The organism is Mesorhizobium sp. B2-3-4 (assembly GCF_006442315.1).
Classification (GTDB): Bacteria; Pseudomonadota; Alphaproteobacteria; order Rhizobiales; family Rhizobiaceae; genus Mesorhizobium.
The window spans coordinates 21,386-47,330 of sequence record NZ_VFVY01000004.1 but is presented as its reverse complement, the minus strand read 5'-3'; the positions used below and the strand labels follow the sequence as shown (position 1 = coordinate 47,330).

Genomic DNA, 25,945 nt, shown 5'->3' with positions numbered 1-25,945 from the left:
AAACAAGTTGGAACGCTTATGCCGCCTTGTCGTCCACCTTGATCACGCCGCGCTTGATCTGGTCCTGCTCGATCGATTCGAACAGGGCGCGGAAATTGCCTTCGCCAAAACCTTCGTCGCCCTTGCGTTGGATGAATTCGAAGAAGATCGGACCGATCACGGTCTTCGAAAAAATCTGCAGCAGGATCTTGGTCATGCCGCCGTCGACCACCCCTTCGCCGTCGATCAGGATGCCGTGCTTCTTCATCCGTTCGATCGGCTCGTCATGGCCGTTCACCCTGTCATAGGACATGTCGTAATAGGTCTCGGGCGGGCCGGGCATGAATTTCAGCCCGTTTTCGGCAAGCTTGTCGGTGGCTGTGTAGATCTCGTCCGTGCCGACGGCGATGTGCTGGATGCCTTCGCCATTGTACTTCTTCAGATACTCAGCGATCTGGCTGGTCTCGTCCTTGGACTCGTTGAGCGGAATGCGGATTTTTCCACAGGGCGAGGTGATGGCGCGGCTGACAAGACCGGTGATCTTGCCGTCGATGTCGAAGAAGTGGATCTGCTTGAAGCCGAACAGATTGCGGTAGAAATCCCACCATTTGTCCATCTGGCCGCGATAGACATTATGCGTCAGGTGGTCGAGGAAATAGAAGCCGACCCCTTGCGGTCGCGGGTCGCGCGCGCCGAGCCATTCGAACTCGGCATCGTAGGCCGAACCCTTCTTGCCGTAGGCGTCGATGAAATAGAGCAGCGAGCCGCCGATGCCGACAATCGCCGGCACGTCGAGCGCCTTGTCGTCACCTTCATACGGGACGGCGCCCTTCGAGACCGCGTGGTCGAAAGCGTGCCTGGCGTCTACAACCCGCCAGGCCATCGAGGCGGCGCAGGGCCCGTGTTTTTCCACGAACTTCATCGCGTGCGAGCCGGGCTCGGCGTTGACGACATAGTTGATGTCACCCTGGCGCCAGACCGTAATGTCCTTGGTCCGATGCCTGGCCACCGCCACATAGCCCATGCGGGTGAACAACTCGGCCAGCTTCTGCGGCTCGGGATGCGCGAACTCGACGAACTCGAAACCGTCGGTGCCGGCGGGGTTGTCCTTGCTGATCGTGGCGGGTGGGGCGTCGTGCGGGAAGGGACCCATGATATTCCTCCGGAATCGCGTTTGGGCGCAAAAGGCCATCTGAAACCATGATAGCGCGGAGCCGGCGCATGGTGCTTGCATTCAAACGCTTGAAATGGTCATCTCATGCGTGAAGCATGCATGATGAGGGATAAAAACATGGATGAAGCGCGCATCGATCAATTTGATCGCAAGATAATGGCACTTCTGCAGGGCGATGCGCGCCTCACCAACAACGATCTGTCGGAGCGCGTGAACCTGTCGGCATCACAATGCTCGCGCCGCCGCCAGCGGCTGGAGGAGGATGGCTTCATCAAAGGCTACCGCGCGGTGCTCGACCGCGACCGGCTCGGTTTCTCCCTGGTCAATGTCATCTCGGTAACCTTGGCCACCCACAACCGCGACAATGCGCGCCGCTTCGGCGAACTGGTGGCCAGGTTGCCCGAGGTTCAGGAAGCCCACGCGCTGACCGGCGAGATGGACTATATCCTGAAGGTCGTGACGCCCGACCTCAAATCCCTGTCCGAGTTTGTCAATGGCGTGCTCCTGCCGCACGAATCCGTGCAGCATGTGAAGACGGCGATCGTGCTGGAAACGCTGAAGGAGACCGGTGCGTTGCCGATCTAACCCTTCGCCTGCTGGATCAGCCCGTACAGATTGGTGCAGCGCGCACCCGAGCGGCAATAGGCGAAAACCGGACCGTCGAGTTCGTCGAGCGCCTCGGCCTGGTCGTCGACATTCGCCTGCGTGATCTGGCCGCTGATGACAGGGATATAGCGGAAGGCGAGACCCGCGGCCTCGACTGCCGCCTTGAGCGTGTCCGCCGGGGGCTGGCCGGGGTGCTCATCGTCAGGCCGGTTGCAGATGACGCTCTTGAAGCCGGCGGCCTTGATGGCCGCGACGTCCTCGGGCTGGATCTGGCCGGAGACCGAATAGTCTTCGCTGATCTGGCGGTATTCCATGGTGTCGTCCTCGCGATCTCTTTGACGGCAGTCTTGCCACTCCAGGAGGGGGGCGGCAATCCGCATCAAACGGAATTCTCTGCCAAATAGACATCGCGCGCCGGAAAATCCAACCGGGCCGATACGGCCCGGTTGGACAGCAGGCCAAATTCAGCTGCCGAGTATGGCGCCTTTGATCTGGCGGATGTTGTTGTGCATCATGTCGATATAGGTCGAGCCCGGACCGTCGGGCTGCGACAGCGCATCAGAATAGAGCGTGCCGCCGACCTTGATGCCGGTCTCGCTGGCGATCTGCTCGATCAAGCGCGGGTTGGTGATGTTCTCGACGAAGATCGCCGCCGCCTTGTCCTGCTTGACCTGCTCGACCAGCTTGGCGACATCGGCGGCCGAGGGTTCGGAATCGGTCGAGATGCCTTGCGGAGCGAGGAAGGTCAGGCCGTATTCGTGCTCGAAATAGCCGAACGCGTCATGCGAGGTGATAACGACGCGCTTGGCTTGCGGGATAGACTGGATCGCGGCCTTCACTTCGCCTTCCAGCGCATCGAGTTTCTTGGTGTAGGCGGCGGCATTGGTCTGGTAGGAGACGCAGCCCTCGCTGTCGGCGGCGCAGAACGCCTCGGCTATGTTCTTCACGTAAATCCTGGCATTGGCGATCGACTGGAAGGCGTGCGGATCGGTGACCGTCTTGCCGCCACCGGTGCCGGCGCCCTCGGCCGCGTCGGCGTCGGCGAATTCGGGCTTGAAATCGATCGGCGTCACGCCCTTGGTCAAGGTGATGATCGAGGCCTTGGTGGCGCTGGCGTCGACCAGCCGCTGCAGGAAGCCTTCGAAATGCAGGCCGTTGACCAGCACGATGTCGGCCTTGGCCATGGCGACCGCGTCGGCCGGGCTCGGCTCATAGACATGGGCGTCGCCATCCGGCCCGACGATCGTGGTGATGTCGACCCGGTCGCCGCCGACATTTTTGGCGAAATCGGCGATGACGGTGAAGCTGGCGACCACTTTCAGCGGTGCGGCGAATACGGGCGATGCGCCAAGGGTTGTTAATGTTATAACGCTCACCGCCAGGGCGGCACGGATCGATTTCAGCATAAGCGGTTCTCCTTTCGAGGGGCGGGGATCAGGCCGTTCTGTGACGGTGATGGATGATGCGCGCACGCAGGATGCCGCGTGTGCCAAAGAGGATCGAGGCGAAATAGACGACCCCGGCCGACAGGATGATGGCCGGGCCGGAAGGCAGCGACGCGTGGTAGGACAAAAGCAGCCCGGCAACGCAGGAGGCAAAGCCGATCAGCACCGATAGTACGCACATCGGCTCGACACGCGCCGTCCAGAAGCGCGCCGCCGCTGCCGGCAGCATCATCAGCCCGACCGACAGAAGCGTACCGAGCGCCTGGAAGCCGCCGACGAGATTGAGCACGACGAGCCCGAGGAAGATGAAATGCACCGGGCTGCCCATCCGGCTGACCGAGCGCAGGAACAGCGGATCCAGGCATTCGGCAACGAGCGCCCGCCAGAAGATGGCGAGGCAGGCCAGCGTCACCGCGACGATGCCGCCAATCAGGATCAGGGCCTCGTTGTTGAGCGCCAGCACCGTGCCGAACAGCACATGCATGAGGTCGACGCTGGAGCCGCGGATCGACACCATCAGTACGCCGATGGCGAGCGAGATCAAATAGAAGGCCGCCATCGAGGCGTCCTCGCGCTGGATGGTGAAGCGCGAGACGGCGCCGGCGCCAAGCGCCACGATGACGCCGGCGATCAGGCCGCCGATGGTCATCGGCAGGATTTCAAGGCCATAGAACAGGAAGCCGGCGGCGGCCCCCGGCAGGATGGCATGCGCCATCGCATCGCCTGACAGGCTCATGCGCCGCAGCATCAGGAAGACGCCGATCGGACAGGCGCCAAGCGACAGCATCAGCGAGCCGAACAGCGCCCGCTGCATGAAGCCGAAATCGGCGAATGGCGCGATGAAAAGACCGTAGAGCGCATCCATCAGGCGGCCCTCGGGCCGGCGCCGTGAGCATGGTCGTGATCGTGATGATGCCCATGCGCATGGTCATGATGATCGTGATCATGGCCGTGGCTGTCAGGCTCGCACCAGGGCGCGTTTTCTTCCCAGGCTTCGTGGAAACGGCGCGCGCGCAACAGGTTCTCCGGCTTCAGCGTTTCCCGGGTCTCGCCCCAGGCAACCGGCTGGCGGGCAAGCAGCAATGTTTCGGGAAAATTCTGGCGAACCAGATCGAGGTCATGGACGACCACCATGATGGTGCGCTCCTCGCCGTGCCAGCGCTTGATCAGGTCGATGAGGTCACCCACCGTCTTGGCGTCGACCGCGTTGAAGGGCTCGTCAAGCAGGATCAGGTCGGCGTCCTGCAACAGCACGCGGGCAAACAGTGTACGCTGCAACTGGCCGCCAGACAGCGTGTCGATCGGCCGTTTCTCGAAGCCGCCGAGGCCGACGGCCATCAACGCCTGGCTGACCGCGTCGCGATCTTCCCTTGTGTAGCGGCCAAGCATGCCGCGCTTCGGCCACAGGCCAAGCGAGACCAGGTCGACGACGCGGGCGGGGAAGGAGCGATCGAGTTCCGACTGCTGCGGCAGATAGGCCGTCCGCACGCCGGGCGCGCGAACGACTTCACCGGCCATTGGCTTCAGCACGCCGACAATACCCTTCATCAGCGTCGACTTGCCGGAACCATTGGCCCCGACCACGGCCGTCAGCGACCCCTTGCGGATCGCGCCGTCGAGATGATGGATCGCTGGATGGCTGCCATAGCCCAGCGTCAGGTCACGGAAGGTCAGGCAGGCATTCATCGTTCGGACGGTCCGCTAAATCGGTGCGCTGTCGATATGTGATGTTATTACATTAGTCAACATGGCCGTCCGGCGAAATTGTGTCGCCGCCGGTCAACTCGCCGTGTTTGCCAAAGGGCAGGGGCCACACAATTGGCTCAATTGGTTTCGTGTCCGCCGGCCTTGCCCGGAACCGACATGGATTCTAAAGAGGCGCGACCACAAAGGAAGGAACCTCTGAAATGAGCATTCGTCGCATCGATGTTGGCCCGCGCATGAGCCAGATCGTCATTCACGGCAACACCGTCTATCTGGCCGGCCAGGTCGGCGAGCCCGGCGGCAACGTCGCCTCGCAGACCCGCGATATTCTGGCGACCATCGACGAATTGCTGGCCAAGGCCGGTACCGACAAGACCAAGATCGTGCAGACCATCATCTGGCTGGCCGACATGAGCACCTTCGCCGAAATGAATTCGGAGTGGGACAAGTGGGTGCCGCAGGGCCATACGCCGGCCCGCGCCACCGGCGAAGCCAAGCTCGCCGGCCCGGAATATCTGGTCGAGATCATCGTCACGGCGGCGCTGTAAGGCACCGACTTTCCCTCTCCCGCAAGGGGAGAAGGAGAGGCGTTACCCCTGCGAGGGCGTGAACCGCGCCACCAGCGTGTGGCTCTCCGCGGGATAGATGAAACGCACATGGGTGACCGGGTGCTCGGCGCTCCAGGTGCGGCGCTCGACCACCAGGCAAGGGGCGCCGGGATCGATGTCCAGCGCGTCGGCGACGTTGTCGTCGGCGCCCATCGCGCGGATGCGGTGCTCTGCTTCGCTCCAGGGCACACGGCCTATCAGCCAGGGACCGGCCGCGATCTCGACGAACGCCTCTTCTGCGGCTTCGGCCACGGCCGACAGATTGATCAGCCGTTGCTCGAGGGCGAACGGCCGCTCGCCGGCGAAATGCAGCCCTTCAAGCCGCAGGACCGAACCCGCGGCGGACAGCCCAAGCAGCGCCCGGTCCTGGGCGTTGCTGCGCCGTTGCAGGCGTTCCAGCCGCTGGTAGCGATAGGGCAGGCCGAGCGCCTCGACCTCGATCCGGATGTCGTGGAGTTCCAGGACCGCCGCTTGCGATTGCGGCTGGCGCACGAAACTGCCCGAGCGGCGGCGCCGCTCGATCAGCCCGGCCTTGGCGAGCTGCGACAGGGCCTTGTTCACGGTCATGCGTGAGCAATCATACTCGGCCGTCAGTTCATGCTCGAAAGGAATGCGATATCCGGGCGGCCAGGCGCCGGACAGGATTTTCTCCCTGATGTCCGAGAGGATGCGCTGATGCAGCGAGATGCTCTCGCCGCCTTCGACATCCGTCTCGATCAGGCTCATGAGGTTCAGCCCTGTGAAAGCGCCATCATCACTTTGCGGAATCGCTCGGCGATCGCGTCACGCCTGGCATGCCTGCCGCCGCTGACCTGTCTTTTCCCATGCACCCACACGCAATCGATCGTGCTGCCATTGGCGAAGATCCAGCTGTCGAGGATCGCATCGCCCGCCTTGCCGGCAAGCGAGGGATGGTTCTGGTCGAGCGAGACGAAGTCGGCCGGACCGCCGGCGGCAATCCGGGAGGGGCCGGCGCCGAGCGCCTGGCTGCCGCCATCGAGCGCCGCGTCGAACAGCGCGCGTCCCGTCGAGCCGCCGGCACGCGCCAGGACGTTGCGGGCGCGATGGGCAAGGCGCTGCGAATATTCGAGCTGCCTGAGCTCGTCCGGCAGGCCGATCAGCACGTTTGAATCGGAGCCGACACCGAATCGACCGCCATGCTCGATGAACAGCGGCGCGGCGAACGTGCCGTCGCCCAGATTGGCCTCGGTGATCGGGCAAAGCCCGGCGATCGCGCCGCTTTTGGCGGAGGCGATGGTCTCCGCCTCGGTCATGTGGGTGGCGTGGATCAGGCACCAGCGCTTGTCTACCTTCGCATTGGCCAGCAGGAATTCGACCGGACGCTTGCCCGACCAGGCGATGCAGTCCTCCACTTCCTTGACCTGTTCGGCGACATGGATGTGGATCGGACCGTCGGGTGCCATCGCGGCGACCGCGTTGAGCTCATCCGATGTCGCGGCGCGCAAACTGTGCGGCGCGACGCCGACGACGGCCTGATTCAAAGAACGAACGCCTTCGCGACTCTTTTCAAGCAAACGACCGAACCGTTCGACATCATTGATGAATCGCCGCTGGCCTTCATTCGGCGCCGCGCCGCCGAAGGACGAATGCGCATAGAAGACCGGCAGCAGCGTCAATCCGATGCCGGTCTGCGAAGCCGCCGCCGCGATGCGCTCGGCCATCTCGGCGATGTTGGCGTAAGGCTGCCCGTCGTGGTCGTGGTGCAGATAATGGAATTCGCCGACGCGTGAGAAGCCGGCCTCCAGCATTTCGACATAAAGCTGCGCCGCCACCGCCTCGACCTGATCCGGGGTCATCGACAGCGCGAAGCGATACATAACCTCGCGCCAGCTCCAGAAACTGTCGGCCGAAGGACCGCGCAATTCGGCCAGGCCTGCCATGCCGCGCTGGAAAGCATGGCTATGCAGATTGGGCATGCCGGACACGAGAATGGCATGACGCTCGTCGCCAGGCTGTGGCGCCGCGCCGGTCTCGACGGCCGTGATACCGCCGCCATCGAAAGCGATCCTGACTTTGGCCTGCCAGCCACCGGGCAGCAGCGCCTGTTCCGCGTAGATCGCCGTCACATGCCTCTCCAGATCTCGATGCCCTGGCGACGATACCACTTGCGTCGCGTTTCAATATGTATATACATAATCGCCATCCAATCAAATGGAAAAGATGATGGGTGGAGCAAACGGGAAGAGCGGCCTCAGGGTCTGGCGCAATGCGCGCCTGGCGACCATGGCCGAGGGTGCGGCCGGTCTCGGCATCGTCGAGAAGGGCGCTGTCGCGGCACGTGACGGGCTCATCGTCTATGCCGGCGCCGAGGCCGACATGCCGGCTGCCGCCGGGCAGGGCGCCGATATCGTCGATTGCGAGGGGCGCTGGATCACGCCGGGCCTGATCGATTGCCACACGCATCTGGTCTATGCCGGCAACCGCGCCAATGAATTCGAGATGCGACTGGCCGGCGCCACCTATGAAGAAGTGGCCCGCGCCGGAGGCGGCATCGTCTCCTCGGTCAAGTCGCTGCGGGCCGCCAGCGAGGACGACCTGGTTGCGCAGACATTGCCGCGCCTCGATGCGCTGATGGCCGAGGGTGTGACCACGGTCGAGGTCAAATCAGGCTACGGCCTCGATCTCGACAATGAGAAGAAGTCGCTGCGCGCAGCCCGCCGGCTGGCCGATGAACGTTCGGTGACCGTGCGCACGACCTGTCTCGCCGCCCACGCGCTGCCGCCCGAGGCCCAGGGCGACAAGGAAGCTTTCATCGATCTCGTCACCGGTACGATCCTACCCGCCGTCGCCGCCGAGCATCTCGCTGACGCGGTGGATGGTTTCTGCGAGGGCATCGCTTTCTCGCCCGAGCAGATGGCGCGCGTCTTCGACAAGGCCAAGGCGCTTGGCCTGCCGGTGAAACTCCATGCCGACCAGCTCTCCAACCTGCACGGCGCGGCCCTTGCCGCCGGTTACGGCGCGCTGTCGGCCGACCATCTCGAATACACCGACGACGCGGGCGCCGCGGCGATGGCCAAGGCCGGTACCGTGGCGTCGATCCTGCCGGGCGCTTACTATTTCATCCGCGAGACCAAGAAGCCGCCGGTCGATCTCTTCCGCCGCCATGGCGTCAAGATGGCGGTCGCCACCGATTCCAACCCCGGCACTTCGCCGCTGACCTCGCTGCTTCTGACCATGAACATGGCGGCAACGCTGTTCGGCATGACGGTCGACGAATGCCTTGCCGGCGTCACCCGCGAGGCCGCGCGTGCGCTCGGCCTGCTCGGCCAGACCGGCACGCTGGTATCGGGCAAATCCGCCGACCTGGCCATCTGGGACATCGAGCGCCCCGCAGAACTCGTCTACCGCATGGGCTTCAACCCGCTGCATGCCCGCATCTGGAGAGGACAATGACAGAACTGACCTTGAAGCCCGGCAACGCGACGCTGGCCGACTGGCGCGCTATCTACCGGGGCGCCGTGCCCAAACTGGATGATGCCTGCCGGCCGAGGATCAAGGCGAGCGCGGAGGCTGTCGCGCGCATCGTGGCCAAGGGCGAGCCGGTCTATGGCATCAACACCGGCTTCGGCAAGCTGGCCAGCGTGCGCATTCCCGCCGAGGACCTCGAAACCCTGCAGCGCAACATCGTGCTGTCGCATGCCGCGGGCGTCGGCGAGCCGATGCCGGTCGCCGTTGCCCGCCTGATGATGGCGCTGAAGCTTGCCAGCCTCGCGCAGGGGGCGTCGGGCGTGCGTTCGCAGACCATCGAGTTGCTGGAGGCGATGCTGGCCAACGACGTCATCCCGGTGGTGCCTGCACAGGGTTCGGTCGGCGCTTCCGGCGACCTTGCGCCGCTGTCGCATATGACGGCCGTCATGATCGGTGTCGGCGAATGCTTTACCCCGCACGGCCGTTTTCCGGCCAAGGTTGCCTTCGTCTCGCATGGCCTCGAGCCGGTCACGCTCGGCGCCAAGGAAGGCCTGGCGCTGCTCAACGGCACGCAGTTCTCGACCGCCTATGCGCTGGCCGGCCTGTTCGAGGCCGAAGTGCTCTACCAGTCGGCGCTGGTCGCCGGCGCGCTGTCGACAGACGCCGCCAAGGGTTCGGACGCACCCTTCGATTCGCGCATCCATCTGCTCAGAAAGCATCGCGGCCAGATCGAAACGGCGGACGCTCTGCGCAATTTGATGGCCGGCAGCGCCATCCGCGAATCGCATCGTGTCGGCGACGAGCGTGTGCAGGATCCCTATTGCCTGCGCTGCCAGCCGCAGGTCATGGGCGCCGCCCTCGACGTGCTGCGCAAGGCCGCCGATACGCTGCAAACCGAGGCCAATGGCGTCACCGACAATCCGCTGATCTTCGCCGAGGACGATACCGCGCTTTCGGGCGGCAATTTCCACGCCGAGCCTGTGGCCTTCGCCGCCGACATGATCGCGCTGGCGGTCTGTGAGATCGGCTCGCTGTCGGAACGCCGCATTGCCATGCTGGTCGACCCGGCGCTGTCTGGCATGCCGGCCTTCCTGACGCCGAAGCCCGGCCTCAACTCCGGCTTCATGATCCCGCAGGTGACGGCGGCCGCGCTCGTTTCGGAAAACAAGCAGAAGGCCTATCCGGCATCGGTCGATTCCATCCCGACTTCGGCCAACCAGGAAGACCACGTCTCGATGGCCGCGCATGGCGCGCGCCGGCTGATCGGCATGGTGGAGAATGCCACCGCCGTGATCGGCATCGAATTGCTGGCCGCCGCGCAAGGCTGCGATTTCCACCAGCCGCTGGCCTCGAGCGATGCGCTGGAGGCCGTGCGCAAGCTGGTCCGCGCCGAGGTGCCGCATCTCGACAATGACCGCCACTTCCATCCCGACATGGAAAAGGCGATCGCCATGGTGCGCGGTGGTGCGGCCGTGAGGGCCGCGAGCGCTGTAGCGCTGCCGGGAATTGCGGGGGCGGCGTGATGACCGCCACTCCCTGGCTCACCGTCACACGCGGCACGGCACCCCTTTTGGTGTCGATCCCGCATACCGGCATCGATCTTGCTGGCCTCGAAAGCCGGCTGGTGTCGCCATGGCTCGGCCGGCGCGACTGCGACTGGTGGATCGACAATCTCTATGATTTCGCCGCCGACCTTGGCGCGACTGTCGTCCACACCGCCATCTCGCGCACCGTCATCGATGTCAACCGTGATCCCTCGGGCGTCTCGCTCTATCCAGGGCAGGCAACCACCACGCTTTGCCCGACCGACACGTTCGACGGCGATCCGCTGTACCGTATGGGCGAGGAGCCAGGGCCTTCCGAGATCGACCGGCGCCGCGAGACCTATTTTGCGCCGTATCACGCGGCTTTGCAGGCCGAGATCGAGCGGTTGCGCGGCATGCACGAAAAGATCGTGCTCTACGATTGCCATTCGATCCGTTCGGTGTTGCCACGCCTCTTCGAAGGCACACTGCCCGTGTTCAACCTGGGGACCAATGACGGCAAGAGCACGGACCCGAGGCTTCAGGAAAAGGTGGCTGCCATCCTCGCCGCGACCGGAGAGAGCTGGGTGGTCAATGGCCGCTTCAAGGGCGGCTCGATCACCCGCGGCTTCGGCCAGCCGCAGGCCGGGGTCCATGCCTTGCAGATGGAGCTGTCCAACCGCGGTTACATGCGCGAGCCGTCCGGGAAGGGATCACCTGAAAATTGGCCGGTTCCTTACGACGCGACCTATGCCGCGCCGATCCGCGCGACGCTGAAGACCATCCTCGAAACCGCGATCGACTGGGCAAAAAGCTGACAGTCCGACTGGGAGGAGTGCAATGACCGGATTTGCCAGGACTGCTCTTCTTGCGCTGCTTGCCGCTGCCTCTGGCTCATCGGCGGTTGCCGCCGAGGTCGCCATGAAAGGTCCCGAGATCCTGGCTGCCCTCAAAGGCGCGCATGTCCAGGGCGATAACTGGTCGCAGGAATTCGATGATGGCGGCGCCACGACCTACACCAGAGACGGCCGCCACCAGGAAGGCCGCTGGGACGTGCGCGGCGACCAATATTGCTCGCTCTGGCCGCCTTCCGATGCCTGGGCCTGCTACGACATGACGATCGATACCGCCGACCCCGCGCATGAACAGGTGACCTGGATCAGCGCCGACGGCCACCGCAACCCCGCACATCTCATCCGAAAGGGACAATGATGAACGATCCCCGCCACAATATCCGCGAAGTGCGCGCCCCCCGCGGCGACAAGCTCAACGCCCGTTATTGGACGACCGAAGCGCCACTGCGCATGCTGATGAACAATCTCGACCCCGAGGTCGCCGAGAATCCGAACGAACTGGTCGTCTATGGCGGCATCGGCCGGGCAGCGCGCACCTGGAACGATTTCGACCGCATCGTCGCCTCGCTGAAGACGCTGGGCGAGGACGAGACGCTGCTGGTGCAGTCGGGCAAACCGGTCGGCGTCTTCAAGACCCATTCCAACGCGCCGCGCGTGCTGATCGCCAATTCCAATCTGGTGCCGCATTGGGCGACCTGGGAGAAGTTCAACGAGCTCGATAGGAAGGGCCTGATGATGTACGGCCAGATGACGGCCGGCTCCTGGATCTATATCGGCACGCAAGGCATCGTGCAGGGCACCTACGAAACCTTCGTCGAGGCCGGTCGCCAGCACTATAACGGCAACCTCAAGGGCAAGTGGATCCTGACCGGCGGCCTCGGCGGCATGGGCGGCGCGCAGCCTCTGGCCGCCGTCATGGCCGGCGCCTGCTGCCTGGCCATCGAATGCAACCCGGATTCGATCGATTTCCGCCTGCGCACCCGCTATGTCGACGAGAAGGCCGAGACGCTCGACGAGGCGATGGAAATGATCGAGCGCTGGACCAAGGCCGGCGAGGCGAAGTCGGTCGGGCTGCTCGGCAACGCCGCCGAGATCGTGCCGGAGATGTTCAGGCGCGGCATTCGTCCCGACATGGTCACCGATCAGACCTCGGCGCACGACCCCATCAACGGCTATCTGCCGAAGGGCTGGACCATGGCCGAGTGGCGCGAGAAGCGCGTCAGCGATCCAAAGGCCGTCGAGAAGGCGGCCCGCGCTTCGATGCGCGAACATGTCGAGGCGATGGTGGCGTTCTGGAACGCTGGCGTGCCGACGCTCGACTATGGCAACAATATCCGCCAGGTCGCCAAGGACGAAGGCTTTGAAAATGCCTTCGCTTTCCCGGGCTTCGTGCCGGCCTATATCCGTCCTCTGTTTTGCCGCGGCATCGGGCCGTTCCGCTGGGCGGCTCTCTCCGGCGACCCAGAGGATATCTACAAGACCGACGCCAAGGTGCGGGAGTTGACGCCCGGCAACACCCATCTGCACAACTGGCTGGACATGGCGCGCAAGCGCATCTCCTTCCAGGGTCTGCCGGCGCGCATCTGCTGGGTCGGCCTCGGCGATCGCCACCGGCTGGGCCTCGCCTTCAATGAAATGGTGGCCAAGGGCGAACTCAAGGCACCGGTCGTGATCGGCCGCGATCACCTCGATTCCGGGTCGGTCGCTTCGCCAAACCGCGAAACCGAGGCGATGAAAGACGGTTCCGACGCGGTATCCGACTGGCCGCTGCTCAACGCGCTCCTCAACACCGCCTCGGGCGCCACCTGGGTGTCGCTGCACCATGGCGGCGGCGTCGGCATGGGCTTCTCCCAGCATTCGGGCATGGTCATCGTCGCCGACGGCACGCCGGAGGCGGCAAAGCGCCTGGAGCGCGTGCTGTGGAACGACCCGGCGACCGGCGTCATGCGCCACGCCGATGCCGGCTACGACATCGCCATCGAATGCGCGAAAGAGCACCAGCTCAACCTGCCGGGCATACTGGGGTGAGAAACGTCCGGCAGCAGGCAGGCGAAAAGCCGCGGAATCGGCTTTTCGAGTTTCGAACGCCCGTAGCCATAGCGGAGGGCTAACCATGCGCATCCTTCGTGCCGCCGACTACCGCGTCATGCCGTGGAAGAACGGCGGCGGCACGACGACCGAGATATCGGTCTCACCCGACGGCGCCGGCCTCGACGATTTCGACTGGCGCGTCTCGATGGCCCGCGTAGAAGGCAGCGGACCGTTCTCCAGCTTTGCCGGCATCGACCGCACGCTCTCGGTGCTGGAAGGCGAGGGGATCGTGCTCGATGTCTCCGGCCAGCCGCCGGAGCGGTTAACGGCGGCTCGCCCGCCATTTTCCTTTCCGGCCGACCAGCCGACCAGTGCGGCGCTTATCGCCGGCCCGATCACCGACCTCAACGTCATGACCCGTCGCGGCCGCATGTTGCATCAGGTCGAGCGTCTAGTCATTTCGCGGCCCATGGACATCGCCGTCAATGCCCGCTCGACCCTCATCCTCTGCCACAAGGGCGAAGCCGTTTTCCCTGCCGCCGGGCCGGCCCGTCTTGGGCCGCTCGACGCGCTGCTGATCGGCCCGGAGGCCTTGGCTCTGCGCGTTGAAGCCGCATCGGATACGACACTGTTCGTGATCCGGATCGCGGCCGCTTTCTGACGCGTTTCGCGCCGACGGTTACCGCCTGTTTCCAAACATGATCGCAACGCCGGCGAAATATAGCGTAAGCTGGCGGCGGCATCACGAAAAAGCCCGAATCCTCTCCGTCGATCGATCCTGACGGGAGCGAGGGGCGCTCGTCTTTGAGTTTGGTCGAAAGATGACGCCCTGTCGTGGTGCGGAAACAAACTTTCGGCATAGGGGTTGATGCAACCAATTGCATTTGAACCGGTTTTAGGGCCATTGCCGTGGCGGTGACGCCGCGACCCGCCCGCTTACGGAATTTTCAATGAATATTCAGACGAATCCAGCCCAGATCGAGAAGACCAGCGCGAGCTTCCCGGCCATCACGGAAGAGCCGATCAGGTCGACATACCTGCCGGAGGAACGGCTCCGGTTGCTCGGCGAAAGCCTGGCCAAGGGCGATCTGACGGATCTGTTCGGCTTGATCCCGTTCGACTTCCAGGCCCGCATCCGCGACAGCGCCAAGAAGATCCTCGAAGTCTACCGGTCGACCAATGCCGCGCAGGCGAGGGGGGAAACCATAACCCCGGCCGCGCAATGGCTGCTCGACAACAACTATCTGATCGAGGAAACCATTTTCCAGGTCAAGCGCGACCTGCCGCGCCGCTTCTACAAGCAATTGCCGACACTGAAACTGCCCGATGGCGGCACCGTGCCGCGCGCATTGGCGCTGGCCTGGACCTATGTCGCGCATTCCGACAGTTCGGTCTCGGCGACCATGTTCAAAGCCATCGTCCAGGGCTTCCAGTCGGTCGAGCCGCTGAAGATCGGCGAACTCTGGGCACTGCCCTCGCTGCTGCGCTTCGTGCTGATCGAGAACCTCCGGCGCCTGGCGGTCAGGGTCAACCGCACCCGCCAGATGCGCCAGATCGCCAATGACGTTGCCGACAAGGTGCTGGCGACCGACGACAATCCCGACCGGCAGGCGATCCTGGCCAATTTCAGCGCGCACGCGCAGGACACCACCTTTGCCACCCAGCTTCTCTATCGTCTGCGCGACGGATCGCAGAACGCCGGCAAGGCGCTGGAGTGGCTGGAAGGCGAACTCGAGAAGACCGGCTCGGATGCCGAGGAAATCATCATTTCCGAGCATCAGACGCTGTCCAGCGGCAATGTCACCACCGGCAACATCGTGCGCGGCCTGCGCCTGATCAACGACGTCGATTGGACAGTGTGGTTCGAAGGCGTCAGCCGCATCGATACCGTACTTCGCGAGCGCACCGATTTCGCCGCGCTCGACTTCTTCTCGCGCGATCAATACCGCACTGCGATCGAGGAATTGGCGCGTCGCTCGAACCTGTCGGAATACCGTGTCGCCGAAAAAGCCATCGAGCTGGCCGGCCATGCCGCCGGCGAGACCGTCCCTGACGGCTCTGAAGAGGCCGATGCCCAGGCCGCGTCGGCTCACACCGATGTCGGTTTCTACCTCGTTGGCCCACGCCGGCTGGAGCTGGAAAAGGCGATCGGTTACCGGCCCACGATCAGCCAGACGGTCAAGCGGACCTTCGCCAAGACCGGATGGCTCGGCATTGTCCTGCCTGTCTTTGCGCTGACCGTCCTGCTGCTCGTCCTGTCGGGCAACGCGCTGTCCAACCTCGGCCTGTCGGTGCCGTCGATCGTGCTGATGCTGGCCCTATTTGCCGTGCCGGCCAGCGAAGGCGCGCTCGCCTTCTTCAACACCGTGGTCTCGCTGTTCCTCAAGCCGACCCGCCTGATCGGCTATGACTACAGGCACGGCGTGCCGCCGGAGGCGCGTACCCTGGTGGTCGTGCCGTCGCTGATCGGCTCGCGCGACGATGTCGAGGAGAACATCCGCAACATCGAAGTCCACTACCTTGCCAACCTAGCGGACGAAATCCATTTCGCGCTGCTGTCGGACTGGCCCGACAGCAAGGTCGAGATCGATGCGGCCGACACTGAGATCCTCGACTTCGCCCGCGCCGAAATCGCCCGTCTCAACGCGCGCTATCCCTCCGAGGGCGCGCCGCGCTTCTACATCCTGCATCGCCGCCGGCTCTACAACGCCGCTCAAGGCTGCTGGATGGGCTGGGAGCGCAAGCGCGGCAAGCTGCACGAACTCGATCTCCTGCTGCGTGGCGACAGCGATACCACCTTCCTGCCGCTCGAAGTCCCGCTGCCGGAAAAGGTCGTCCATGTGATGACGCTCGACGCCGACACCCGCACCACCCGCGATGCCGTGTCGAGCCTTGTCGGCAAGCTTTGTCATCCGCTCAACCGCCCGCATTTCGACGCCACCAGGCGCGTCGTCACCGCCGGTTACACCATCCTGCAGCCGCGCATCACCGCCTCGCTTACCAGCGGCGACGAGGCCTCGTTCTTCCAGCGCGTCTTCTCGGCCAATCGCGGCCTTGATCCTTACGTCTTCGCGGTTTCGGATCTTTATCAGGACGTCTTCAGCGACGGTTCCTTTACCGGCAAGGGCCTCTATCATGTCGATGCCTTCGAGGCTGCCTTGCAAGGCCGCATCGAGGAAAACACCATCCTCAGTCACGACCTGCTCGAAGGCGCGCTGGCGCGCGCCGCGCTCGTCACCGACGTCGAGCTGGTCGAGGATTACCCGACCCGCTACTCGGTGGACGCCTCACGCCACCATCGCTGGGCGCGCGGCGACTGGCAGCTTCTGGGATACATCTTCAATCCGCGCTCCGGCGTTCCGGCCCTGTCGCGCTGGAAGATGGTCGACAATCTGCGCCGCTCGCTGACGCCGATCTTCTGGGTGATGGCCGCGATCGCCGGCTGGACCTTGCTGCCTTTCACGCAAGCCGCGCAGTGGCAGGCCTTGCTGATCCTCAGCCTGTTCATGGCGCCGACCTTCGATGTCGTCAACGCCATCCTGCCCAAGAGCGGCGACCAGACGCCGCGTGGCCATTTCTCGGCGCTCGCCCGCGATGTCGCCTTCGGCACCGCCATGGTGGCGCTGAAGATCGTGCTGATGGCGCACAATGCCTGGATGATGGGCGACGCCATCGCGCGCACGCTCTACCGGCTGTTCGTCAGCCGACAGAACCTCCTGGAGTGGCGCACCGCCTCGCAGGCCCACAAGGCCGGCGACAATGATGTCGGCTCCTACTACGGCATGATGTATGGCGCCGTGATCATCGGCTTTGTCGGCCTTGCCATTCCGGTGCTGGCCGATTCCACCGGCGCTTTCGTCGCCTTCTTCTTCGCCCTGTTCTGGATCGGCTCGCCGGCGATCGCCAGCTGGATCAGCCGCTCGGCCGAGACCGAGGACCGGCTGCGCATATCGCAGGCCGACATCCACACGCTGCGCACCGTGGCGCGGCGCACCTGGCACTATTTCGAGACTTTCGTGACGGCCGAACACCACAATCTGCCGCCGGACAATTTCCAGGAGAGTCCGGCGCCGGTGGTGGCACCGCGCACCTCGCCGACCAATGTCGGCGTCTACTTGCTCTCGGTCGTCTCGGCGCGCGATTTCGGCTGGATCAGCCTTTCCGACGCCATCACCCGCATCGATGCCACCATGACGACCATCGAGAGCATGCCGCGCAGCCGTGGCCATCTCTTCAACTGGTACGACACGACAACGCTGAAGCCGCTTTATCCGCTTTACATTTCAGCGGTCGACAGCGGCAATCTCGCCGGCCACCTGGTCGCGGTGGCGGCTGCCTGCGCGGAATGGGCGGAAGCGCCTTCCGTCCATCTGCAAGGCGATTTCGAGGGCATTCTCGACACCGTCACCATTCTCAGCGAAAGCCTCGACGATCTGCCTGACGACCGCCGCCAGTTGCGCCCGTTGCGTCAACGCCTTGTCGATCGCCTCGATGGTATGCGGCGCGCGGTCGAGACGATCAAGGCACAGCCGGAGATGGCCTCGATCCGCACCATCAACCTGGCGGTGCTGGCCGGCGAAATTCGTAAGCTCGCCACCGCCATCCACACCGAGGCGGCATCGCCGCAGAGTGATGTCATCGTCGACTGGGCGGCAAGGCTTGAAGCCACCTGCGAGGCGCATGTCCACGACGCCCACAGCGACGAGAACGCCGTCGAGGCGCTGCGCGCCAAGCTGCTCACCTTGCGCGAGCGCACGCGCCGGTTCGCCTTCGAGATGGAGTTCGCCTTCCTGATGCGGCCGGAGCGCAAGCTCCTGTCGATTGGCTACCGCGTCGAGGAACATCAGCTCGACGAGAGCTGCTACGACCTTCTCGCCTCCGAGGCGCGCCTGACCAGCCTGTTCGCGATCGCCAAGGGCGACCTGCCGACCGAGCACTGGTTCAGGCTTGGCCGCCCGATCGTCGAGATCGGCTTCCAGGGCGCTCTGATGTCGTGGTCCGGCTCGATGTTCGAGTATCTGATGCCGCCGCTGGTGATGAAGGAACCGCAAGGCTCCATCCTCAACCAGACCAGCAAGCTGATCATCAAGCGCCAAATGCAGTACGGCCGGCAGAAGAACGTGCCGTGGGGCATTTCGGAAGCGGCCTACAATGCCCGCGACCGGGAACTCACCTATCAGTACACCAATTTCGGCGTCCCGGGTCTCGGACTGAAGCGCGGCCTTGGCCAGAACACGGTGATCGCGCCCTATGCCACCATCCTGGCGGCGCAGTTCAACCCGCGTGAAGCCGTGCAGAACCTGGCCCGGCTGCGCGAAATCGGCGCGATGGGCCCGCATGGCTACTACGATGCGGTCGACTTCACCCCGCAGCGCGTGCCCGAAGGCACCAACCATGCGGTCGTGCTGAACTACTATGCCCACCATTCGGGCATGTCGATCGCCGCCGTCGCTGATGCCATCTTCGAAGGCCGCTTGCGCGATCGCTTCCACAGCGATCCGGTCATCGAATCGGCCGAACTTCTGCTGCAGGAGAGGGCGCCGCGCGACATTCCGACCGCCACCGTCCGCACCGAGGCCGACGAGCGTGCCAAGGACGAAACCGAAACCGAAAGCCCCGATACCCGCATCGTGCTCGATCCCTTGCGCGCGCTGCGTTCGACCAATGTCATGTCGAACGGCCGCTATTCGGTGATGGTGACCGCGACCGGCTCCGGCTACAGCCGCTGGGGTGATCTTTCCGTAACCCGCTGGCAGCCCGATCCGGTCGAAGACCGTCTGGGCTCTTACATCTTCCTGCGTGACGTCAGCACTGGAGACTGGTGGTCGGCAACGGCGGAGCCAAAGCGCGCGCCCGAGGAGAAGACCCAAACCCTGTTCTCCGACGACAAGGCGAGCTTCGTCAAATCGGCCGGCACGCTGCGCTCGGAGGTGGAATGCATCGTCATTTCCGAAGGCAATGGCGAGGGCCGCCGGATCACCCTCTACAATGAGAGTACATCCGACCGTCACATCGAAGTGACGTCCTTTGCCGAGCTGGTGCTGGGTTCGGAGGCTTCGGACAACGCGCATCCGGCTTTCTCGAAAATGTTCGTGGAAACGGAAATCGCCGCCAACAATGGCGCGATCTTCGCCACGCGCCGCAAGCGCGAGACCAGCGAGCCCGACGTCACCCTGGTGCATTTCGTCACCGATCCGTCCGGGCCGGCGCGCGATGCCGAGGCCGAGACCGACCGGCGCGCCTTCATCGGCCGGGGCCGCACCATCGCCGATGCCGCGGCCTTCGATCCGGGCGCCAGGCTCGGCGGCCATTCCGGATTCACGCTCGATCCGATCGCCTCGCTGCGCCGTCAGGTGCGCGTGCCCGCCAACAAGAAGATATCACTGACCTTCTGGACAGTCGTCGGGGCCAATCGCGCTGAACTGGAAGAGGCGATAAACCGCCTCGACCATCAGGAAAGCTTCGCCCGCCAGGCCATGCTCGCCTGGACGCGCAGCCAGGTGCAGACCCGCCATATGGGCCTCAGCCTGACCGATGCCGCCAACGTGCAGAAACTGGCGCGTTATCTGATCTATCCCGATCCGTTCCTGCGTTTGCCGGCCGAATCCATCGCTTCGGGGCTCGGCAAGCAGTCGAGCCTGTGGCCGACCAGCATTTCGGGCGATTTCCCGATCTTCCTGGTCAGGATCGGCGACGTCGCCGATCTGGAGATCGTCGCCCAGGCCTTGCGCTTCCAGGAATATATGCGCACCCGCGGCATGATGATCGACTTCGTCGTCGTCAACGAGCAGGCCTCGTCCTATGTCCAGGACCTGCAGCGCGCGGTCGAGACGCTGTGCGAAAACAGCCGGTTGCGCGGCAAGGAACTCGGTCCGCGCCAGCACATATTCGCGGTGCGCCGCGACCTGATGGAGGAAACCACTTACAAAACGCTGCTCGCCGTCGCCCGGGTCGTGCTGCATACGCGCAACGGCACCATCTTCGACCAGATCGAACGGGCCGAGGCGGCAGCGCTGCAGGCGCGAGATGGTCTGCAGACGCCCGGCTTGCCGGTCCCGCGCGAAACTGCGGCGCATGCACCACATGTGCATGCGTTTGCCTCGTCGGCGGTGGCCGATGTCAGCGCCGATGGCTCGGGTCTCAGCCAGTGGAACGGTTTCGGCGGCTTCGACGGCGACGGACGGCACTATGTGGTGCGGCTGGCCGGCCGGCGCACCACGCCGCAGCCCTGGATCAACGTTGTCTCCAACGCCTCGTTCGGCTTCCACACATCGGCCGAGGGCGCAGCCTTCACCTGGAGCCGCAACAGCCGCGACTACCAGATAACGCCATGGTCGAACGATCCGGTCTCCAACCGTCCGGGCGAGGGCGTCTATATCTACGATCAGGCCAGCGGCAAGGCGTTCTCCCCGCTGGCGGCGGTGGTGCGCGATCCTTCGATGACCTACGAAGCCTGGCACGGCCAGGGGTTCTCGACCTTCCGCTCGAAGCGCGGACAATTGTCGATGGACCTGACCCATGTCGTGGATCCCATCGATCCGGTGAAGATCACGCGGCTGCGTATCCAGAATTCCGGCCCGGTACCGGCGCGGCTGCGCGTCTATGCCTATGCGGAATGGGTGCTCGGTGGGCATCGCTCGCGCACGGCTGCGACCATAGTGCCGTCCCGCGACGGCACCACCGGCGCGTTGCTGGCGCAAAACCCTTACGGGCTGGATTTCAGCGAGCGGGTGGCTTTCCTTGCCGCCGACACCGGCATCCATTCGGTCACGACGGACCGCGCCGAATTCCTCGGCCGGCACGGGTCGAGCGAGCTGCCGCAGGCGGTGCTGAGCGGCGCCGCCCTGTCGGGCCGCGTCGAGGCCGGAGACGATCCTTGCGCGGCGATCGCCCGTGACATCGAGATTCCGGCCGGCGGCGACGTCACGCTCCTCTGGCTTCTCGGCGATGCCGAGTCCGCGGCGCAGGCGAGCGCGCTGGTGCAGAAGCATCGGGGCAAGGATTTCGACCAACGCCTGGCCGACAATGAGCGCGAATGGCGCGCCTTCCTCGACACCATCCAGGTCGAGACACCGGACAAGGCTCTTGATGCCATGGTCAATCACTGGCTGCCGTATCAGAGCCTTGCGTGCCGCATCCGGGCCCGTTCGGCCTTCTACCAGGCAAGCGGCGCCTTCGGCTTCCGCGACCAGTTGCAGGACACGCTGGCCTTGCTGGCGCATGATCCGACGCTGGCGCGCGACCAGATCCTCAACGCTGCGCGGCGGCAGTTCCCGGAAGGCGACGTGCAGCATTGGTGGCTGCCGCGCACCGGCGCCGGCGTGCGCACCATGATCTCCGACGACGTGGTTTGGCTGGCTCACGCCACAGCCCGCTATCTCTGGGTGACAGGCGACGCCACCATCCTCAAGGAGCAACTGCCTTTCCTCGACGGACAGGCGCTGGGCGAAGGCGAGCACGACGCCTTCTTCACCCCTGAAATCTCGAAGAAGACGGTCTCGCTCTACGACCACTGCGCGCGTGCGCTCGACCTTGCCATCAAGCGCAGCAGTCCAGCCGGCCTGCCGCTGATCCTTGGCGGCGACTGGAACGACGGCATGAACCGTGTCGGCGAGCATGGCAAGGGCGAGAGCGTCTGGCTGGGCTGGTTCCTTTTGAAGACGCTTGGCGACTTCGCCGCGGTCGCCAAGAGCGAGGGCGACACCAAGCGTGCACAGGCCTGGGCAAAGCATGCCGATGCGCTGAAGCGGGCGCTTGAAAGCACGGCCTGGGACGGCGAGTGGTACCGGCGCGGCAGTTTCGATGACGGCACGCCCCTGGGGTCGCGCACGTCGCAGGAGTGCAAGATCGACTCCATCGCCCAGTCCTGGAGCGTGCTTTCGGGCGAGGGCGACCCGGCGCGGTCGACCACGGCGATGCAGCAGGCAACGAAACTGCTCGTCGACGATCATCTCAAGATCGTCAAGCTGTTCACGCCGCCCTTCTCGAAGACGGACAAGGACCCCGGCTACATCAAGAGCTATCCACCTGGCGTGCGTGAGAATGGCGGCCAGTACACCCATGCGGCGACGTGGTTCGTCATTGCTCTGGCGGAGATGGGGCAGACCGATGAAGCCTATCGCTGCTTCTCGATGCTGAACCCGGTCAACCACGCGTTCGACGAGGCCTCGACCGAGCACTACCGCGTCGAGCCCTATGTGGTGGCCGCCGATATCTATGCCGGCGACGACAGTGCAGTCGGCAACAAGGGCGGGCGCGGCGGCTGGACCTGGTACACCGGCTCGGCGGGCTGGCTTTACCGCGCCGCGGTAGAAGGCATTCTGGGCATCGAACGGCGCGGCAAGCAGATCACGTTCCGGCCGAAGCTGCCCAGCCACTGGGATGGCTATCAGGCTTCGCTCAAGATGCTGGGCGCGGAGATCAAGGTGCAGGTCATTCGCGACAAGAAGGCCAAGACGATCTTGCTCGAAGTCAATGGTTCGAAGACGAAATCGGCGTCCTTCGAACCCAAAGCTGGCAGCCAGGCCGAGGTCGTGGTCAAGATACCGGCGTAAAATCAACAGGTTGGATCAACATGTCGCGCGTCCTCCGGGACGCGCGAAGCCGCTTCCCGTTACTTGCGCGCGATCCGTGGCGCGTCACCTCGCGCGCCTGGAAATCGGGCCGCTTCACCCCGCTGTGATTAAAAATGTGGCAGTGCTTGAGCGCTGCCATGATTTTGCCGCAAGGCTGACATTTCACCTTTTATCTCAAACCGTTAGGTGATCACGTCAGATTTCGTATCGTCGTCATCTTTTGTTCGCTAAATGGGAACGGAAGGGATAGACGAGCATTGTTTTGCGACGCATCAACCGTTACGTGTCAGGAAATGGTGCAGTGCACAATATTATGTTGGGCACAATAGAGAGTTGGCGGAGTAGCTGAAGTGTCACTTCTGCAAATCTATTGGAGAGCGCTGGGGTATCTGGCTGCCGACAAGAAGCGCGTCGCGCTGATTTGTGCCGCCAACGTCGCTCTTGCAGCCATCGCGATCCTCGAGCCGATCCTGTTTGGCCGGGTTATCGACGCGATTTCCACGAAGGGTTCGGTTTTCTCCACGCTTGCCGTCTGGGCGGGCATTGGCGCCTTCAACGTTCTCGCTTTCGTGCTGGTGGCGCGCGGCGCGGACCGGTTCGCGCATGCAAGGCGCAGCGAAGTGCTCTGCCAGTCCTTCGAGCGCGTCATCACCATGCCGCTCTCCTGGCATCATCAGCGCGGCACCTCGAACGCCCTCCACACGCTTCTGCGTGCCGTCGAGACGCTGTTCAGCCTCTGGCTCGAATTCATGCGCCAGCATCTGTCTACCGCCGTAGCCCTCGTCCTGCTGGTTCCGACGGCGCTCAGCATGGATCTGCGCATGTCGATGGTCCTGCTCGTCCTCGGCGTTCTCTATGTCGGCATCGGCCGCCTGGTGATGAAGCGCACAAAGGAAGGCCAGGCCGCCGTCGAGCGCCACTACCACAAGGTGTTCGCGCATGTGACGGACTCGGTGAGCAACGTCGCCGTGCTGCAGAGCTACAACCGCCTCGGTTATGAAGCCGAGACGCTGCGCAGCTATGTCAAGAGCCTGCTCGACGCGCAGAACCCGGTGCTTGACTGGTGGGCCATCGCCAACGCGCTCAACCGCCTGTCGTCGACGATCTCGATGATGGTGGTGCTGCTGATCGGTGCCTATCTGGTTACCCACGGCCAGCTGCGCATCGGCGACGTCATTGCCTTCACCGGTTTTGCCACGTTGCTGATCTCGCGGCTCGACCAGATGTCGGCTTTCGCCAACCAGATTTCGGAAGCCCGCGCCAAGCTCGAGGATTTCTACAAGCTCGAGGACTCGGCCGCCGATGCCGCCGAGCCGGACGGCCTGCGCGACCTTGTCAATGTCACCGGCCATGTCCGTTTCGAGGATGTCAGCTTCGAGTTCCCCAATTCGGGGCAGGGCGTCAGCGACGTGTCCTTCGAGGTTCAGGCCGGCCAGACCGTGGCCATCGTCGGGCCGACCGGTGCGGGCAAGACCACGCTCATCAACTTGCTGCAGCGCGTCTTCTCGCCGTCCAGCGGCCGTATCCTGATCGACGGCATCGATACCCGCACCGTGACCCGCAAGTCGCTGCGCCATTCGATAGCCACTGTGTTCCAGGATGCGGGACTGCTCAACCGCTCGATCGAGGACAACATCCGGGTCGGCCGGGCCGACGCGACCAACGACGAGATCCACGCCGCCGCCGCCGCGGCCGCCGCGCAGGATTTCATCCTGGCCAAGAGCAATGGCTACGACACTGTGGTCGGCGAACGTGGCGGCCAGCTGTCCGGCGGCGAGCGCCAGCGCATCGCCATTGCCCGTGCCGTGTTGAAGGATGCGCCGATCCTGGTGCTCGACGAGGCGACCAGCGCGCTCGACGTCGAGACCGAGGATCGCGTCAAGGAAGCGATCGACGAATTGCGCCGTGACCGCACCACCTTCATCATCGCCCACCGCCTGACCACCGTGCGCGACGCCGATCTGGTCGTGTTCATGGACAAGGGCAGGGTGGTCGAGATGGGCGGCTTCGCCGAACTGTCGCTGCGCAACGGCCGCTTCGCCAGCCTGCTGCGCGCCGGCGGCCTGCTCAACGACGAGGAGGTCCGCCGCCTCAGCCGCTCCGTGCACGAGGCCGCCTGAGGCAGGTCTTCGCGGCGGCAGGTCTTCCTTTGAAGGAAAGAGCCGCCGCGATATACCACTCGATTGCCGAAAACCCGTTGCCGGTCTATCTAGAGCCGTATGAGCGACACGACTTCACGCCTGAGCGGCTGGACAGATCTTGCCAACCCGACGCGGTTCGTCGGGATTGCGGACAAGGTCGTGCCGTGGCTGTCGGCGCTTGCCGCGCTCATCCTCGCCATTGGCCTCTATATGAGCTTCACCGCGCCCGAGGATTTCCAGCAGGGCATCACGGTTCGCATCATGTACATCCACGTGCCTTTCGCCTGGCTCGCCATGATGTGCTACACGCTGATGGCGGTCGCCGCGCTCGGCACGCTGGTCTGGCGCCATCCGCTGGCCGATGTCGCGCTGAAGTCGGCCGCACCCATTGGCGCCGTCTTCACCGCGCTGGCGCTGATCACCGGTTCGATCTGGGGCAAGCCGATGTGGGGCACCTGGTGGGTCTGGGACGCCAGGCTGACCTCGGTCTTCGTCCTGTTCCTCATGTATCTCGGCATCATCGCGCTGACCCGCGCCCTCGACGACGCCAGCCGCGCCGCCTGGGCCGCCGCCATCATCACGCTGGTCGGCTTCATTAACATCCCGATCATCAAATTCTCGGTCGACTGGTGGAACACCCTGCATCAGCCGGCCTCTGTGTTCCGCGTGGATGGCCCGACCATCGATCCGAGCCTGCTGTGGCCATTGCTGGTGATGGCCGTCGGCTTCACCGTGCTGTTCTTCGCGCTGCATCTGATGGCCATGCGCAACGAGATTTTCCGCCGCCGGGTAATTGCCATGCGCAGGGTTGCGGCAAGGCAGGCGGAGCGGGCTTAGATATGCCCAGCGCCGCCATTGGCGACTAGCGGGGCCCCA

General features: G+C 64.3%; 18 protein-coding genes. 11 read left to right on the top strand and 7 right to left on the bottom strand.

The window, feature by feature from the left end:
• Positions 1 to 16: 16 nt before the first annotated feature.
• On the bottom strand, positions 17 to 1,132 hold the full coding sequence (hppD, locus tag FJ967_RS08070) for a 4-hydroxyphenylpyruvate dioxygenase (RefSeq protein WP_140731191.1): 1,116 nt from the start codon (positions 1,130 to 1,132) through the stop codon (positions 17 to 19).
• Between the two features lie 138 nt (positions 1,133 to 1,270).
• Between hppD and FJ967_RS08065 the strand changes: the two genes are divergently transcribed.
• Entirely contained in the window at positions 1,271 to 1,738 is a 468-nt protein-coding gene (locus FJ967_RS08065; protein ID WP_140707314.1) for an Lrp/AsnC family transcriptional regulator, read from the top strand.
• Here the strand turns inward: FJ967_RS08065 and FJ967_RS08060 are convergent.
• The 4 genes from FJ967_RS08060 to aztA form a co-directional block, all read right to left on the bottom strand.
• Complete coding sequence (locus tag FJ967_RS08060; protein ID WP_140731190.1) at positions 1,735 to 2,073, bottom strand: TIGR01244 family sulfur transferase; 339 nt, start codon at positions 2,071 to 2,073, stop codon at positions 1,735 to 1,737. The genes FJ967_RS08065 and FJ967_RS08060 overlap by 4 nt on opposite strands.
• A 150-nt stretch (positions 2,074 to 2,223) precedes the next feature.
• Positions 2,224 to 3,165, bottom strand: a complete 942-nt coding sequence (aztC, locus tag FJ967_RS08055; protein ID WP_140731189.1) for a zinc ABC transporter substrate-binding protein AztC — start codon at positions 3,163 to 3,165, stop codon at positions 2,224 to 2,226.
• 28 nt (positions 3,166 to 3,193) lie between these two features.
• Positions 3,194 to 4,069: a zinc ABC transporter permease AztB gene (aztB, locus tag FJ967_RS08050; protein WP_140731188.1), complete on the bottom strand. Its 876-nt coding sequence runs from the start codon at positions 4,067 to 4,069 to the stop codon at positions 3,194 to 3,196.
• Positions 4,069 to 4,890 carry a zinc ABC transporter ATP-binding protein AztA gene (gene aztA / locus FJ967_RS08045; RefSeq protein ID WP_140731187.1) on the bottom strand — a complete coding sequence of 274 codons (822 nt, stop codon included), beginning with the start codon at positions 4,888 to 4,890 and terminating at the stop codon, positions 4,069 to 4,071. The genes aztB and aztA overlap by 1 nt, the downstream gene beginning before the upstream one ends.
• A 221-nt stretch (positions 4,891 to 5,111) precedes the next feature.
• Here aztA and FJ967_RS08040 point away from each other — a divergent pair, with 221 nt between their 5' ends.
• On the top strand, positions 5,112 to 5,456 hold the full coding sequence (locus FJ967_RS08040) for a RidA family protein (RefSeq protein ID WP_140731186.1): 345 nt from the start codon (positions 5,112 to 5,114) through the stop codon (positions 5,454 to 5,456).
• A 42-nt stretch (positions 5,457 to 5,498) separates the two neighbouring features.
• Here FJ967_RS08040 and hutC read toward each other — a convergent pair whose 3' ends face one another.
• Positions 5,499 to 6,242 (bottom strand): histidine utilization repressor, encoded by a 744-nt coding sequence (gene hutC / locus FJ967_RS08035; RefSeq protein ID WP_140731185.1) that lies wholly within the window; start codon positions 6,240 to 6,242, stop codon positions 5,499 to 5,501.
• Positions 6,243 to 6,247: 5 nt separating this feature from the next.
• Positions 6,248 to 7,603 (bottom strand): formimidoylglutamate deiminase, encoded by a 1,356-nt coding sequence (locus FJ967_RS08030; protein WP_140731184.1) that lies wholly within the window; start codon positions 7,601 to 7,603, stop codon positions 6,248 to 6,250.
• 97 nt (positions 7,604 to 7,700) lie between these two features.
• Between FJ967_RS08030 and hutI the strand changes: the two genes are divergently transcribed.
• The 9 genes from hutI to FJ967_RS07985 all read left to right on the top strand — a co-directional run bounded on the left by hutI (position 7,701) and on the right by FJ967_RS07985 (position 25,906).
• Positions 7,701 to 8,930, top strand: a complete 1,230-nt coding sequence (hutI, locus tag FJ967_RS08025; RefSeq protein WP_181175707.1) for an imidazolonepropionase — start codon at positions 7,701 to 7,703, stop codon at positions 8,928 to 8,930.
• Entirely contained in the window at positions 8,927 to 10,468 is a 1,542-nt protein-coding gene (gene hutH, locus FJ967_RS08020) for a histidine ammonia-lyase (protein ID WP_140731182.1), read from the top strand. The genes hutI and hutH overlap by 4 nt, the downstream gene beginning before the upstream one ends.
• Positions 10,468 to 11,286, top strand: coding sequence for an N-formylglutamate deformylase (gene hutG, locus FJ967_RS08015; protein WP_140731181.1), 819 nt, complete (start codon positions 10,468 to 10,470; stop codon positions 11,284 to 11,286). The genes hutH and hutG overlap by 1 nt, the downstream gene beginning before the upstream one ends.
• Positions 11,287 to 11,308: 22 nt before the next feature.
• Positions 11,309 to 11,680, top strand: a complete 372-nt coding sequence (locus FJ967_RS08010; RefSeq protein WP_140731180.1) for a hypothetical protein — start codon at positions 11,309 to 11,311, stop codon at positions 11,678 to 11,680.
• Complete coding sequence (gene hutU / locus FJ967_RS08005; RefSeq protein WP_181175706.1) at positions 11,677 to 13,350, top strand: urocanate hydratase; 1,674 nt, start codon at positions 11,677 to 11,679, stop codon at positions 13,348 to 13,350. The genes FJ967_RS08010 and hutU overlap by 4 nt, the downstream gene beginning before the upstream one ends.
• 85 nt (positions 13,351 to 13,435) lie before the next feature.
• The gene (locus FJ967_RS08000) at positions 13,436 to 14,014 is read left to right on the top strand and encodes a HutD family protein (RefSeq protein ID WP_140731179.1); all 579 of its coding nucleotides are present in this window, start codon (positions 13,436 to 13,438) and stop codon (positions 14,012 to 14,014) included.
• 289 nt (positions 14,015 to 14,303) lie between these two features.
• On the top strand, positions 14,304 to 22,907 hold the full coding sequence (locus tag FJ967_RS07995) for a glucoamylase family protein (protein ID WP_140731178.1): 8,604 nt from the start codon (positions 14,304 to 14,306) through the stop codon (positions 22,905 to 22,907).
• Between the two features lie 371 nt (positions 22,908 to 23,278).
• Positions 23,279 to 25,048 carry a glucan ABC transporter ATP-binding protein/ permease gene (locus FJ967_RS07990; RefSeq protein ID WP_140731177.1) on the top strand — a complete coding sequence of 590 codons (1,770 nt, stop codon included), beginning with the start codon at positions 23,279 to 23,281 and terminating at the stop codon, positions 25,046 to 25,048.
• A 99-nt stretch (positions 25,049 to 25,147) separates the two neighbouring features.
• A complete protein-coding gene (locus FJ967_RS07985) occupies positions 25,148 to 25,906 on the top strand; it encodes a heme ABC transporter permease (protein ID WP_140731176.1) in 759 nt (252 codons plus the stop codon).
• The last annotated feature ends 39 nt before the right edge of the window (positions 25,907 to 25,945 follow it).

Coding starts and splice junctions, on each gene's coding strand:
- FJ967_RS07995 (WP_140731178.1), top strand. CDS start 14,304: ATGAATATTCAGACGAATCCAGCCCAGATCGAGAAGACCAGCGCGAGC.
- hppD (WP_140731191.1), bottom strand. CDS start 1,132: ATGGGTCCCTTCCCGCACGACGCCCCACCCGCCACGATCAGCAAGGAC.
- hutU (WP_181175706.1), top strand. CDS start 11,677: ATGATGAACGATCCCCGCCACAATATCCGCGAAGTGCGCGCCCCCCGC.
- aztA (WP_140731187.1), bottom strand. CDS start 4,890: ATGAATGCCTGCCTGACCTTCCGTGACCTGACGCTGGGCTATGGCAGC.
- aztC (WP_140731189.1), bottom strand. CDS start 3,165: ATGCTGAAATCGATCCGTGCCGCCCTGGCGGTGAGCGTTATAACATTA.
- FJ967_RS07985 (WP_140731176.1), top strand. CDS start 25,148: ATGAGCGACACGACTTCACGCCTGAGCGGCTGGACAGATCTTGCCAAC.
- aztB (WP_140731188.1), bottom strand. CDS start 4,069: ATGGATGCGCTCTACGGTCTTTTCATCGCGCCATTCGCCGATTTCGGC.
- FJ967_RS08065 (WP_140707314.1), top strand. CDS start 1,271: ATGGATGAAGCGCGCATCGATCAATTTGATCGCAAGATAATGGCACTT.
- hutH (WP_140731182.1), top strand. CDS start 8,927: ATGACAGAACTGACCTTGAAGCCCGGCAACGCGACGCTGGCCGACTGG.
- hutG (WP_140731181.1), top strand. CDS start 10,468: ATGACCGCCACTCCCTGGCTCACCGTCACACGCGGCACGGCACCCCTT.
- hutC (WP_140731185.1), bottom strand. CDS start 6,242: ATGAGCCTGATCGAGACGGATGTCGAAGGCGGCGAGAGCATCTCGCTG.
- FJ967_RS08040 (WP_140731186.1), top strand. CDS start 5,112: ATGAGCATTCGTCGCATCGATGTTGGCCCGCGCATGAGCCAGATCGTC.
- FJ967_RS08010 (WP_140731180.1), top strand. CDS start 11,309: ATGACCGGATTTGCCAGGACTGCTCTTCTTGCGCTGCTTGCCGCTGCC.
- hutI (WP_181175707.1), top strand. CDS start 7,701: ATGGGTGGAGCAAACGGGAAGAGCGGCCTCAGGGTCTGGCGCAATGCG.
- FJ967_RS08000 (WP_140731179.1), top strand. CDS start 13,436: ATGCGCATCCTTCGTGCCGCCGACTACCGCGTCATGCCGTGGAAGAAC.
- FJ967_RS08060 (WP_140731190.1), bottom strand. CDS start 2,073: ATGGAATACCGCCAGATCAGCGAAGACTATTCGGTCTCCGGCCAGATC.